The organism is Agromyces tardus, assembly GCF_003710805.1.
Taxonomy (GTDB): Bacteria; Actinomycetota; Actinomycetes; order Actinomycetales; family Microbacteriaceae; genus Agromyces; species Agromyces tardus.
The window spans coordinates 1-11,762 of sequence record NZ_RHHB01000017.1 but is presented as its reverse complement, the minus strand read 5'-3'; the positions used below and the strand labels follow the sequence as shown (position 1 = coordinate 11,762).

Genomic DNA, 11,762 nt, shown 5'->3' with positions numbered 1-11,762 from the left:
TGAGGAACAGCCGTGAAGCCTGCTTCCACCGCGTCGATCACGGATGTCGCACCCGGAAGACCGAGCCCCGCGACATCCCTCGCCGAAGTTCAGTGGGTCAGTCTACCAGCCTCACGGCTTCGCGGTCGCAGGAGCCGCGTCGCCCCGCGCGCGGCAGCGCGTACCGCAACGGCTCACCGCAACCGCTCACCGCAACAGGGCGCAACGGTGAGCCGGGCTCACAGTACGCTGGAGGCGACCCCCTGAACTTCTCGAGGAGAGCTTCGTGCCTGAAAACGGAACTGCAAACATCGGCGTCGTGGGACTCGCGGTCATGGGGTCGAACCTCGCCCGCAACCTCGCGAGCCGCGAGGGCAACACGGTCGCCGTGTTCAACCGCTCCCCCGAGCGCACGCAGACGCTCGTCTCCGAGCACCCCGAGGCGGGCTTCGTCGCCGCCGAGGCCTACGACGAGTTCGTCGCGTCGCTCGCCAAGCCTCGCACCGCGATCATCATGGTGCAGGCGGGCAAGGGCACCGACGCCGTCATCTCCGAGCTCGTGAAGCGCTTCGAGCCGGGCGACATCATCGTCGACGGCGGCAACGCGAACTTCCACGACACCATCCGCCGCGAGGCCGAGATCTCCACGACCGGCATCCACTTCGTGGGCACCGGCATCTCGGGCGGCGAGGAGGGCGCGCTGAACGGCCCCTCGATCATGCCCGGCGGCACCGCCGAGGCCTACGAGACGCTCGGCCCGATCCTCGCGTCGATCGCCGCGGTCGCCGACGGCGAGCCGTGCGTCACCCACGTCGGCACCGACGGCGCCGGCCATTTCGTGAAGATGGTGCACAACGGCATCGAGTACGCCGACATGCAGCTCATCGCCGAGGCCTACGACCTCATCCGCCAGGGCACGGGCAAGTCGCCCGCCGAGATCGCCGACATCTTCGCCGAGTGGAACACCGGCGAGCTCGAGAGCTACCTCATCGAGATCACCGCAGAGGTGCTGCGCCAGACGGATGCCGCGACCGGCGAGCCGCTCGTTGACGTCATCCTCGACGAGGCGGGCGCCAAGGGCACCGGCGCCTGGACCGTGCAGAACGCCCTCGAGCTCGGCGTGCCGACCTCGGGCATCGCCGAGGCCGTGTTCGCGCGCAGCCTCTCCTCCAAGCGCGCCCAGCGCGAGGCCGCCGCCGGCCTGCCCGGCCCCGCCCAGCCGTGGTCGGTCGACCCGGCCGACCACGACGCGTTCGTCGAGGACGTGCGGCGCGCGCTCTACGCGTCGAAGATCATCGCCTACTCGCAGGGCTTCGACGAGATCGTCGCGGGCGCCGAGCAGTTCGGCTGGAACATCGACAAGGGAGAGATCGCGAAGATCTGGCGTGCGGGCTGCATCATCCGTGCGCGCTTCCTCAACCGCATCACCGAGGCGTACGTCGAGGACCCGGGCCTCGTCGTGCTGGTCTCGGCACCCTACTTCCGCGACGCGATCGCCGCGAGCCAGGAGTCCTGGCGCAACGTGGTCGCGATCGCCGCGAAGGCGGGCATCCCCGCCCCGGCGTTCTCGTCGTCGCTCTCGTACTACGACGGGCTGCGCGCACCGCGCCTGCCCGCCTCGCTCGTGCAGGGCCAGCGCGACTTCTTCGGCGCGCACACCTACCGGCGCGTCGACAAGCCCGGCGTGTTCCACACCCTCTGGTCGGGCGACCACTCCGAGATCGAGACCACGCCCTCGTCGCACTGACGCGGGCAGGACGGGTCGACGGCGATGCGTGAACCAGCCTGGCGGCAGGAGGGCGACGAGCCCGACTACCGCTTCACGCTCGCGAACGAGCGCACGTTCCTCGCGTGGATCCGCACGGCGCTCGCGATCCTCGCGGGCGGCGTGCTGCTGCACCAGTTCGCGAGCGGGCTCGAGCCGCGCCTCGCGGTCGTGATCCTCGCGATCGTGCTCGCGGTCGCCGCAGCGGTGCTGAGCGTCGTGGCGTACACGCGGTGGCGCGCCAACGAGATCGCGATCCGCAACGGCCGTCCACTCCCGTTCAGCTGGGTCTTGATCCTGCTCGCGGGCGTGTGCCTCCTCACCGCAGCGGTGCTCGCCGTGCTGTTCGTCGTGGCCTGACCGGACTCCCGATGAGCGCGCACTCCGTGCCGGCGACCGGCGATCCGGGCCTCCAGCCCGAACGCACGGCGCTCGCATGGAGCCGAACGTCGCTCACCCTCGCGGTGAACGCACTGCTGTCGGTGCGCGCGGGCTTCATCGCAGGGGAGCCGCTGCTCGTCTCGGTCGGCGTGATCCTCTTCGGCACCGCCGGCGCGGCGATCGTCGTCGCGACCCTGCGACGACGTCAGCTGTCGGGCGACACGCTCACGATCACGCCGCCGCGTGGCGCGCTCGCCGGCCTCACGGCGGCCACCCTGCTCGCGTGCATCGCGGGTATCGTCTCAGTCATGGCGACCAACGGGGGTGGGGCATGAGCAGCGCGGCGTCCGACCCGTTCGACTCCGTCGAAGGACCCATCGACGGCAGGCCCATCGACGGTGGGCCCGACGGTGGGCCGATCGACGACGGCCCCCTCGACGAGGGCCCCGTCTTCGGCGAGCGGCGGCGGCGCATCCTGCGGCTCACCGTGCTCGTCGCGCTCGGCGCGATGGTGCTGCCCCTCGTGCTCTCCGCGTTCAGCGTGGCGAGGTCGGCGGCCGAGCGCGCCTGCGCGATCTACGTGTCCGATTTCGACGCGGATGCCACGGCCTCGCGTGTCGCGTTCGACCTCTTCGCCCAGGGCGGCCCCGGCTGGCTCTGCTACGACGTGCGCGGACAGGGCGGCGACGCGTACCTCGGCAACCTCGGGCCGATGCCCGCACTGCCGCGCACGACCCTTCCGGGCCAGCGCGACACCTGACGTCCACGCCGGAGGCTCACGTCCCCGAGCTCACTCCTCGGGGAACACCCGCTTGTACTTCCGCCCATCGGGCAGCTCGACGGTGCGCGCCTCGAGCAGCCCGCGATTCACCCGCTGGTAGATCGCCTGCGCGGTCACGCCGAACTTCGCGGCCGCCTCCGCGACCGACAGCCCTGGCAGGTCGGTGGGGACGCTCGACGGCCGCTCGCGCTTGCGGCGCCGGCTCGCCTCGTGTCGCTCGGCGATCTCGTCGTCGTCGCCCGCCCAGCGGTACTTCGCGGCCGAGGCGCTGAGGCCGGCCGCCTCGGCGACGTCGTCCCATCCGGCGCCGTCGGCGAGCGCCGCACGCACGGCGACGAGGGCCGCGGGATCGGCCTCGAGGGTCGCGGCGAGCTCGCGGATGCCGCGCAACCGCGCGAGCGGAGCGGCATCCGTCGCCTGCTCGAGCCGGACGAGCGCCGCGAGCGCCCGAGCCGTGTCGTCGGAGAGGAAGCCCGGGGCCACGTCAGGACTCGGCGTTCAGGAGCCCCGTGCGCACCTCGCGACGGATGACCTTGCCGATGAGCGACCGGGGCAGGTCGTCGGCCGCGACGACGCGCTTGGGCACCTTGTAGGCCGTGAGGTGCTCGCGGGCGACCGCGCGGATGCCCTCCGCGTCGAGCGTCGCGCCCTCCCGCAGCACGACGACCGCGACGACCTGCTCGCCCGAGCGCTCGTCGGGCAGCCCGACGACCGCCGCGTCGACGACGTCGGGGTGGTGCCGCAGCGCCTCCTCGACCTCGCTCGGCGCGACGTTGAAGCCGCCCGTGATGATGAGTTCCTTGATGCGGTCGACGATGCGCACGAAGCCCTCGGCGTCGATCGAGACGATGTCGCCCGTGCGGAACCACGGGGCACCGCCGGCGGGGTCCTCGACGAAGACCGCCGCGGTCTCCTCGGGCTTCTTCCAGTAGCCCTGGAACACCTGCGGGCCCCGCACGACGAGCTCGCCCTCGGTGCCCGGTGCGACGTCGCGCGTGGGCTCGTCGGGATCGACGACCCGGCACTCGGTGCCCGGCAGCGGCAGGCCCACGGTGCCGGCCTTGCGGTTCGGCGCGACGGGGTTCGCCATGAGCACGGGCGAGCACTCCGACAGCCCGTAGCCCTCGACGAGGTAGCCGCCGGTCGCGGCCTCCCAGGGCTCGACGACCTCGGCCGAGAGCGGCATGGCGCCCGAGATGGCGATACGGATGCCGCGCAGGGGCACGCCCGCGGCCGCCGCCGCCTTGGTGAGCCGGTCGTAGATGGGCGGCACGGCCGGCAGGAACGTGGGCGGGCGCTTGCGGACGACCTTGAGCACGAGCTCGGGGTCGAACTTCGGGAACAGCACGAGCCGGGCGCCCATGCTCATCGCGAAGGTGAGGCAGAGCGTGAGCCCGTACGCGTGGAACATCGGCAGCACCGCGTACACCACGGCCGTGCCGCGCTCGATCTCGGGCACCCACGCCCGCGACTGCGCCGCATTCGCGAGCAGGTTGCGGTGCGTGAGGGTCGCGCCCTTGGGGCTGCCCGTCGTGCCGCTCGTGTACTGGATGAGGGCGACGTCGTCGACGCCCGGCGACGTGATGTGCGGGTCGATGGGGGCGGATGCCACGAGCTCGCCCCACGGGGTGGTGCCGCGCACCTTCGTGGTGAGCGCCTCCCGCGACTCGCGGGCCTTGGCCACGGGCAGCCGCAGCATCGCACGAGTGAGGAACGGCATCGCCCGCGTCACGTCGACCGAGACGATGTGCGCCACGCGCACGTCGTCGGGGAACGCCTGGATGGTCTCGACGACCTTGTCCCACGCGATCACTACGCGGGCGCCGTGGTCTTCGAACTGGTGGCGGAGCTCCCGCGGCGTGTAGAGCGGGTTGTGCTCCACCACGATCGCCCCGAGCCGCAGCACGGCGTAGAACGCCACGATGTGCTGGGGGCAGTTCGGCAGCACGATGGCGACGGGGTCGCCCGGCTGCACGCCCATGAGGCGCAGCCCCTCGGCCGCCCGCTCGATGTCGGCGCCGAGCTCCGCGTAGGTGGTGGTCTTGTCGAAGAACTCGAGGGCGACGTGGTCGCCGTACTGGTCGACCGAGGAGCGGATCAGGTCGTACAGCGAGCCCTCGACGTCGGGGAGCTCGTGCGGAACGCCCGGCGCGTAGCTCGCGAGCCAGGGACGCCCCGGGGCATCCGTCATCAGGCGGCCCCGTCGAACATGCTCGTCACCGAGCCGTCCTCGAAGACCTCGTGGATCGCGCGGGCGAGCAGCGGGGCGATGGGGAGCACCGTGAGGCGATCCCAGCGCTTCTCCTCGGGCACCGGCAGCGTGTCGGTCACGACGACCTTGTCGATCACCGGGCTCTGCAGGATCTCGACGGCGGGGTTCGAGAACACGGCGTGAGTGGCCGCGACGACGACGCCGATGGCGCCGTTCTTCTTGAGCGCCTCGGCGGCCTTCACGATCGTGCGGCCCGTGTCGATGAGGTCGTCGACGAGGAGGCAGACCCGCCCGTTCACGTCGCCGACGATCTCGTGCACCGACACCTGGTTCGGCACGAGCGGGTCGCGGCGCTTGTGGATGATCGCGAGGGGCGCGTCGAGCTTGTCGCTCCAGATGTCGGCGACGCGCACGCGGCCCATGTCGGGTGAGACGACGGTGAGCGTCTCGGGGTCGAGGATCGAGCGGAAGTGCTCGAGCAGCACCGGCATCGCGAAGAGGTGGTCGACCGGGCCGTCGAAGAAGCCCTGGATCTGCGCCGCGTGCAGGTCGACCGACATGATGCGGTCGGCGCCGGCCGCCTTGTAGAGGTCGGCGACGAGGCGAGCCGAGATGGGCTCGCGGCCGCGGCCCTTCTTGTCCTGCCGGGCGTAGGGGTAGAACGGCGAGACGACGGTGATGCGCTTGGCGGAGGCGCGCTTGAGCGCATCGACCATGATGAGCTGCTCCATGAGCCACTCGTTGATCGGCGCGGTGTGCGACTGGATGACGAACGCGTCGGAGCCGCGCACGCTCTCGTCATAGCGCGCGTAGATCTCGCCGTTGGCGAAGGTGCGCGCGTCGGTCGGCACGAGGTCGGCGCCCAGCTCGTGCGCGATCTCGGTCGCGAGCGCGGGGTGCGCGCGGCCCGACACGAGCACGAGGCGCTTCGATCCGGTGGTCTCGATTTGCGACATGTGTGCTGTCCTCTCCACCGGATTCGGCGTGTGTCTCAGTCCTCGGCCGGAGTCTCGGCCTCGACGGAGGCCCGGGCCGCATCGGCGGCCGCGGTGCCCGCTCGGTGCGTCAGGACCCATCCCTCGATGTTGCGTTGCGGTGCCACGTTCACGGCCAGGGCGCCGGCGGGCACGTCCTTGCGGACGACCGTTCCGGCGCCGGTGTACGCGCCGTCCCCAATCCTAATCGGCGCGACGAACACGCCGTGCGACCCCGTGCGCACCTGCGACCCGATGATCGAGCTGTGCTTGTTCACGCCGTCGTAGTTGGCGAAGATCGAGCCGGCGCCGATGTTCGAGCCCTCGCCGATCGTCGCATCGCCCACGTACGACAGGTGGGGCACCTTGGAGCTGTCGCCGATCCGGGCGTTCTTCGTCTCGACGAACGTGCCGATCTTGCCGTCGGCGCCGAGCAGCGTGCCGGGCCGGAGGTAGGCGAACGGGCCCACCGAGGCGCCTTCGCCGATCACGGCGAGCGTGGCATCCGTGCGCTTCACCACGGCGTTCGCGCCGATCTCGCAGTCGACGAGCGTCGTGTCGGGGCCGACGACGGCGCCCGTCGCGATCGCGGTGGCGCCCTTGAGCTGCGTGCCCGGGCGGATCGTGACGTCGGGCTCGATGCGCACGGCGAGGTCGATCCACGTCGTCGCCGGGTCCTCGATCGACACGCCGTTCAGCTGCCAGCCGCGCACGATGAGCGCGTTGAGGCGGGCCGCCGTCTCGGAGAGCTGCGCGCGGTCGTTGATGCCGGCGACGAGCCACGGCTCGGAGACCGGTCGCGCCTTGACCTCCGAGCCCGCCGCGCGCAGGTGCGCGATGACGTCGGTGAGGTACTTCTCGCCCTGGGAGTTCTCGGTCGTGAGGTTCGCGAGCTGGTCGCGCAGCGCGTTCACGCCGAACGCGTAGACGCCCGCGTTCACCTCGTCGATCGCGAGCTCGTCGTCGGTGGCGTCCTTCTGCTCGACGATGCGGTCGAAGGCGCCCTCGGCATTGCGCACGATCCGGCCGTACCCCGTGGGGTCGTCGAAGCGAGCGGAGAGCACCGAGCCGGCGAGGCCGTCGGCGCGGTGCCGCTCGAGCATCTCGGTGAGCGTGGAGGCGTTGAGGAGCGGCACGTCGCCGTTCAGCACGAGCACCTCGCCCTCGAAGTCGTCGGGCAGGGCGACGACGGCCTGCTCGACGGCGCGGCCGGTGCCCGGCACCTCGTCCTGGTCGACGATGATCGTGCCGGGGAGCTCGGCCTCGATCGCCTCGGCGACGAGATCGCGTTCGTGGCGCACCACCGCGACGACGTGCGCCGCGTCGAGCGCCCGCGCGGTGGCGAGCACGTGCGCGATGATCGGCGCACCCGCGAGCGGATGCAGCACCTTCGGAACAGCTGACTTCATGCGGGTGCCCTGGCCGGCGGCGAGCACGATGATGGCGAGGTTGTTGTCCATGCTCCGCCACCAGGATTCGAACCTGGTCCTCACAGCTCCAAAGGCTGTCGTGCTGCCGTTACACCATGGCGGACCGCGCCGACGGTCCGCCGAACGCGACACCAAGTCTGCCACGCGGCATCCGCCCGCCCGAACCCACCGGGACGGGCCGGTCAACGGGACGGGCCCCTCGACGGGAGCGGGCCGATGGGATACTGGCGGCATGGCGGATGCTGACGAGGTCGACCGGATCGTCGACGACTGGGAGCGCGAGCGGCCCGACCTCGACTTCGCGCCGCTGCAGGTGTTCTCGCGCGTCGCCCGCCTCTCGAAGCTGCTCGACCGGGCCCGCCGGCAGGCCTTCGAGCGCTCAGAGCTCGAGTCGTGGGAGTTCGACGTGCTGTCGGCGCTTCGTCGCGCGGGCAGCCCCTACCGCCTCTCCCCCAAGGCGCTGCTCACGCAGACGCTCGTGTCGAGCGGCACGATGACGAACCGCATCGACCGCCTCGTCGCGCGCGGCCTCGTGACGCGGCAGACCGACCCGCACGACGGCCGCGGCGTGCTGGTGGAGATGAGCGCCGCCGGCCTCACCCGCGTGGATGCCGCGATCACGCGCCTCGTCGACGCCGAGGCCGAGCTCCTGAAGGGCCTTCCGGCGGCCGAGCAGCGCCGGCTCGCGGCGCTGCTGCGGAAGCTCTCGCTCGGGTTCGCGTAGGGCGTCGCTGGGGCCGCGATCCGCCGCGGATTCCTGCAGCGCCACGGCGTTCACGGCGCCGAGCCTCGCACGCTGAGCCACATCGGGCTCGCGGGCTCGTCGGCCCCGTTCTGAACAGAGCACCTCACCCTCGACAGTCCACATCACCGACGCGATGCGCGCCGCTGTCGAGCGCGAGGCGCCCCCGCATCACCGCCGCAGCACCGTGCGGGCCAACCAGTTGCCCGCGTACTGCACGACCTGCACGAACACCACGATGAGCAGCACCGCGGCCCACGTGACGACGGGCTCGAACTGGCGGTACCCGTAGAGCTGCGCGAAGTAGCCGAGGCCGCCGCCGCCGATGAACCCGGCCATCGCGGTCATGTCGATCACTGCGACGACGATGAACGTGTAGCCGAGGATGAGCGGTCCGAGCGCCTCGGGCACGACGACCGTGCGCAGGATGCGCCAGGGCCCCGCCCCCATCGACCGGGCCGCCTCGATCACGCCCGGACGCACGGTGAGCAGGTTCTGCTCCACGATGCGCCCGATCGCGAACGCCGCCGCGAGCGAGAGGGCGAAGATCGCGGCGTTCGTGCCGATGCCCGTGCCGATCACGGCGCGCGTGAGCGGCTGCACGGCCGCGATGAAGATGATGAACGGGATCGGGCGGAAGAAGTTGATGAGCACGTTGAGCACGTTGTACGCGCCCGCGTTGGGCAGCAGTCCGCCCGCACGCGTGGCGTAGAGCCCGGTGCCGAGCAGGAAGCCGCCCGCGCCGCCGAACACCATCGTGAGGGCGACCATGTAGAGCGTCTCGCCGGCCGCCTGCCAGAACTCGGGGGCGAGGTCGAAGAGGGCCTCCATCAGCTGGCCTCCGTCACGGTTGCGTGCGTGCCGATCGTCGCGAGCGCGGCGTCGACCGCGGCATCCGCCCCTCGGATGGCGAGGGTGAGGTGACCGAAGGCACGGCCGCGGACGTCGTTGATGCCCCCGTAGACGAGCTCGAACTCGAGGCCCGCCTCGGCGAGCTCGACGAAGACCCGCGCCTGGGAGGCGTCGCCGTCGCGGAACGAGAACGTGACGATCCGGCCCTCGTGCCGCTCGCGCAGCACCGCGAGCTCGGCGGCCGACGGGATGCCCTTCACGACGGTCCCCACGAACTTCTGCGACGACGGATGCCGCGGGTCGGAGAACACGTCGAACACGGGCCCGTGCTCGATCACCCGCCCGCCGTCCATGACGGCGACCCGGGTCGCGATCGACTGGATCACGTCCATCTCGTGCGTGATGACGATCATCGTGACGCCGTGCTCCTCGTTCACGCGCTTGAGGAGCGTGAGCACCTCGTGCGTGGTCTCCGGGTCGAGCGCGCTCGTGGCCTCGTCGGCGAGCAGGATCGCCGGACGCGTCGCGAGCGCCCGGGCGATGCCCACCCGCTGCTTCTGGCCGCCCGAGAGCTGGTCGGGGTGGCTGCGCGCCTTGTCGGCGAGGCCGACGAAGTCGAGCAACTCGTCGACGCGCTCCGCGATCGCGGCCTTCGACCAGCCGGCGACCTTGAGCGGGTAGGCCACGTTCGCCCGCACGGTCTTCGCGTCGAACAGGTTGAACTGCTGGAAGATCATGCCGATTCCGAGCCGGATGTCGCGGAGCTCGCGCTCGGCCAGCCCGGTGATCTCACGGCCGTCGATGCGGATCGACCCGCTCGTCGCCGGTTCGAGGGCGTTGACGAGCCGCACGAGCGTGGACTTGCCCGCGCCCGAGTAGCCGATGATGCCGGTGACCTCGCCTGCCTCGATGTCCAGCGACACGTCGTCGACGGCGACGAGCGGTGGGCCCTTCCGGTCGGGCGAGGGATACGACTTGGTGACGTTCGCGAGACTCACGAGGGCCATGGGGATGCTCCTTCGGCGACGCGCCCGCGCGGGTCGAGGAGGCCGTCGGGCCGTCTCGAGACCGAGGGAACGGCCACGAGACTCCGGCGGAGCCGGCTCCTCGACCCGCACACGTGGCGCGTCGATGCGTTGGTCGGGATCAGCCCTGCGCCTTCGTGTCCGCCTCGACGGTCGCGAGCGACTCCTCGAGCTCGGACACCGGGGTCGTGAGCGCCACCGCGGTGCCGCCCGACGACTCGAGCAGGCCCGCCTGCACCTCGGGGTCGGTCTGGAAGATCTCGACGAGCTTCCGGTAGGTCGCGTCGTCCTTGTCCTCGGCGCGGGCCGCGAAGATGTTCACGTACGGCAGCGCGTTCGGGTCGGACGGGTCGTCCTTCGCGATCGCATCGGCGAAGGTGAGGCCCGCGTCCTCGACGAAGTCGTTGTTGATGATCGCGGCCGCGACATCCGGCAGCGAGGTCGCGGTGAGCGACGCCTCGAGCGGGGTGACCTTCACCTTCGACTTCGCCTCGTCGATGTCCGCGACGGTGGAGAAGATCGAGCCGCCGCCGTCGAGCTCGATGAGGCCGGCCGACTGCAGCACGAGCAGTGCGCGCGCGAGGTTCGAAGGGTCGTCGGGCACGGCGACGGTGTCGCCCGCCTGGATGTCCTTCACCGAGTCGTACTTCGTGGAGTACAGGCCCAGCGGGTAGATCGCCGTCGCGCCGATCGGCGTGAGGTCCTCGTCGGCCGACACGTTGTAGTCGGCGAGGTAGACGATGTGCTGGAACTGGTTGAGGTCGAGCTCGCCCTCGGTGAGCGCCGGGTTGGGCTGCGTGTAGTCGGCGAAGTCGACGAGCTCGACCGTGATGCCGGCGTCGGCCGCAGCCTGCTCGAAGGCCGGCCACTGCGGGTCGCTCTTGCCGACGACCCCGATGGTCACGACATCGTCGGATGCCTCCTCACCGGCCGCGCCCGGGGCGCAGGCCGCGAGCGCGAGCACGAGCGGTGCCGCAGCGAGTGCGGCGAGGAGCTTGGTGGTGGTGCTGGACATGCTGTGTTCCCTTTCGCGTGGACGCGCGCGATCGAATGCTGGTGGCGTGGTGCCCGACATGACGAACCCCACCGCTGGTGGCGGTGGGGGCTTCGTTGCCGCGATCGCGGACGCATCTCCACCGTATGCGAAGGATCTTCGCTCACCTGACCCCGGCGACACACTCGGTCACAGATCCTGCGGGACCAAGCCGCATCCAGCTCACGACCTTCGACACAGCGCGTCTCGAGGCCCGGTCGGCGATCCCGGGCGGCCGGTCGGAGATCCCGGGCGGCTATCCCTCGAGCTGCTCGGAAACCTCGATCCAGCGCGTCTCGAGGTCGGCCACCGCGGACTCGAGAGCCGCGAGCTCGTCGCCGAGCACTCCGAGCCCCACGTAATCGCCCTGGTCGTGCAGCGCCAGCTTCTCGTGCTGCACGGCGATCTGCGCGGCGAGCTTCTCGAGCCGGCGGTCGATCGACGCGATCTCCTTCTCGGCCGCGCGACGCTCAGCGCCGGTCAGGGCAGCGGATGCCGCGGCGCCGCCGCCCGCGTTCGACCCCGCGACGGCGCCCCCGCTGGCGCCCGCGCCTGCTCCCCCGCCGGCGCTGGCGCCCGCCGCTGCCG

Annotated in this window: 12 protein-coding genes, 1 tRNA gene and 1 pseudogene; 5 read left to right on the top strand and 9 right to left on the bottom strand. The window is 71.3% G+C overall.

Annotated elements, in window-relative coordinates:
• Positions 1–265: 265 nt before the first annotated feature.
• Genes gndA through EDM22_RS10190 form a run of 4 tightly spaced genes read left to right on the top strand, consistent with a single transcriptional unit; the run spans position 266 to position 2,885 of the window.
• Positions 266–1,726, top strand: coding sequence for an NADP-dependent phosphogluconate dehydrogenase (gene gndA, locus EDM22_RS10205; protein ID WP_122936952.1), 1,461 nt, complete (start codon positions 266–268; stop codon positions 1,724–1,726).
• A gap of 24 nt (positions 1,727–1,750) precedes the next feature.
• Positions 1,751–2,104 (top strand): YidH family protein, encoded by a 354-nt coding sequence (locus tag EDM22_RS10200; protein WP_122936951.1) that lies wholly within the window; start codon positions 1,751–1,753, stop codon positions 2,102–2,104.
• 11 nt (positions 2,105–2,115) lie between these two features.
• On the top strand, positions 2,116–2,460 hold the full coding sequence (locus tag EDM22_RS10195) for a DUF202 domain-containing protein (protein ID WP_122936950.1): 345 nt from the start codon (positions 2,116–2,118) through the stop codon (positions 2,458–2,460).
• Positions 2,457–2,885, top strand: coding sequence for a hypothetical protein (locus EDM22_RS10190; RefSeq protein WP_122936949.1), 429 nt, complete (start codon positions 2,457–2,459; stop codon positions 2,883–2,885). Before EDM22_RS10195 ends, EDM22_RS10190 begins: the two co-directional genes overlap by 4 nt.
• Positions 2,886–2,915: 30 nt before the next feature.
• Here EDM22_RS10190 and EDM22_RS10185 read toward each other — a convergent pair whose 3' ends face one another.
• From EDM22_RS10185 to EDM22_RS10165, 5 genes are all read right to left on the bottom strand, one after another.
• Positions 2,916–3,389, bottom strand: a complete 474-nt coding sequence (locus EDM22_RS10185) for a hypothetical protein (RefSeq protein ID WP_122936948.1) — start codon at positions 3,387–3,389, stop codon at positions 2,916–2,918.
• Between the two features lies 1 nt (position 3,390).
• Positions 3,391–5,097 (bottom strand): long-chain-fatty-acid--CoA ligase, encoded by a 1,707-nt coding sequence (locus EDM22_RS10180; RefSeq protein WP_122936947.1) that lies wholly within the window; start codon positions 5,095–5,097, stop codon positions 3,391–3,393.
• Positions 5,097–6,074: a ribose-phosphate diphosphokinase gene (locus EDM22_RS10175; protein ID WP_122936946.1), complete on the bottom strand. Its 978-nt coding sequence runs from the start codon at positions 6,072–6,074 to the stop codon at positions 5,097–5,099. Before EDM22_RS10175 ends, EDM22_RS10180 begins: the two co-directional genes overlap by 1 nt.
• Positions 6,075–6,109: 35 nt before the next feature.
• Positions 6,110–7,552, bottom strand: coding sequence for a bifunctional UDP-N-acetylglucosamine diphosphorylase/glucosamine-1-phosphate N-acetyltransferase GlmU (gene glmU, locus EDM22_RS10170; protein ID WP_122936945.1), 1,443 nt, complete (start codon positions 7,550–7,552; stop codon positions 6,110–6,112).
• Position 7,553: 1 nt separating this feature from the next.
• Positions 7,554–7,625, bottom strand: a tRNA-Gln gene (locus tag EDM22_RS10165).
• Between the two features lie 129 nt (positions 7,626–7,754).
• On the opposite strand from EDM22_RS10165, the gene EDM22_RS10160 reads away from it, so the two are divergent.
• Positions 7,755–8,246 carry a MarR family winged helix-turn-helix transcriptional regulator gene (locus EDM22_RS10160; RefSeq protein WP_122936944.1) on the top strand — a complete coding sequence of 164 codons (492 nt, stop codon included), beginning with the start codon at positions 7,755–7,757 and terminating at the stop codon, positions 8,244–8,246.
• 189 nt (positions 8,247–8,435) lie between these two features.
• On the opposite strand, the gene EDM22_RS10155 is transcribed toward EDM22_RS10160, so the two are convergent.
• The 4 genes and pseudogenes from EDM22_RS10155 to EDM22_RS19550 form a co-directional block, all read right to left on the bottom strand.
• Positions 8,436–9,095 carry a methionine ABC transporter permease gene (locus EDM22_RS10155; RefSeq protein ID WP_122936943.1) on the bottom strand — a complete coding sequence of 220 codons (660 nt, stop codon included), beginning with the start codon at positions 9,093–9,095 and terminating at the stop codon, positions 8,436–8,438.
• Positions 9,095–10,123: a methionine ABC transporter ATP-binding protein gene (locus tag EDM22_RS10150; RefSeq protein ID WP_122936942.1), complete on the bottom strand. Its 1,029-nt coding sequence runs from the start codon at positions 10,121–10,123 to the stop codon at positions 9,095–9,097. Before EDM22_RS10150 ends, EDM22_RS10155 begins: the two co-directional genes overlap by 1 nt.
• A gap of 139 nt (positions 10,124–10,262) precedes the next feature.
• Positions 10,263–11,156, bottom strand: a complete 894-nt coding sequence (locus tag EDM22_RS10145; protein WP_122936941.1) for a MetQ/NlpA family ABC transporter substrate-binding protein — start codon at positions 11,154–11,156, stop codon at positions 10,263–10,265.
• A gap of 274 nt (positions 11,157–11,430) precedes the next feature.
• Positions 11,431–11,762 (bottom strand): annotated as a pseudogene (locus tag EDM22_RS19550) (ABC transporter ATP-binding protein); the annotation flags it as partial.

What these genes read in the sequence shown, in the direction of transcription:
- EDM22_RS10200 (WP_122936951.1), top strand. Translation starts at nt 1,751, where the DNA reads ATGCGTGAACCAGCCTGGCGGCAGGAGGGCGACGAGCCCGACTACCGC.
- EDM22_RS10195 (WP_122936950.1), top strand. Translation starts at nt 2,116, where the DNA reads ATGAGCGCGCACTCCGTGCCGGCGACCGGCGATCCGGGCCTCCAGCCC.
- EDM22_RS10190 (WP_122936949.1), top strand. Translation starts at nt 2,457, where the DNA reads ATGAGCAGCGCGGCGTCCGACCCGTTCGACTCCGTCGAAGGACCCATC.
- EDM22_RS10180 (WP_122936947.1), bottom strand. Translation starts at nt 5,097, where the DNA reads ATGACGGATGCCCCGGGGCGTCCCTGGCTCGCGAGCTACGCGCCGGGC.
- EDM22_RS10175 (WP_122936946.1), bottom strand. Translation starts at nt 6,074, where the DNA reads ATGTCGCAAATCGAGACCACCGGATCGAAGCGCCTCGTGCTCGTGTCG.
- glmU (WP_122936945.1), bottom strand. Translation starts at nt 7,552, where the DNA reads ATGGACAACAACCTCGCCATCATCGTGCTCGCCGCCGGCCAGGGCACC.
- EDM22_RS10160 (WP_122936944.1), top strand. Translation starts at nt 7,755, where the DNA reads ATGGCGGATGCTGACGAGGTCGACCGGATCGTCGACGACTGGGAGCGC.
- EDM22_RS10155 (WP_122936943.1), bottom strand. Translation starts at nt 9,095, where the DNA reads ATGGAGGCCCTCTTCGACCTCGCCCCCGAGTTCTGGCAGGCGGCCGGC.
- EDM22_RS10150 (WP_122936942.1), bottom strand. Translation starts at nt 10,123, where the DNA reads ATGGCCCTCGTGAGTCTCGCGAACGTCACCAAGTCGTATCCCTCGCCC.
- EDM22_RS10145 (WP_122936941.1), bottom strand. Translation starts at nt 11,156, where the DNA reads ATGTCCAGCACCACCACCAAGCTCCTCGCCGCACTCGCTGCGGCACCG.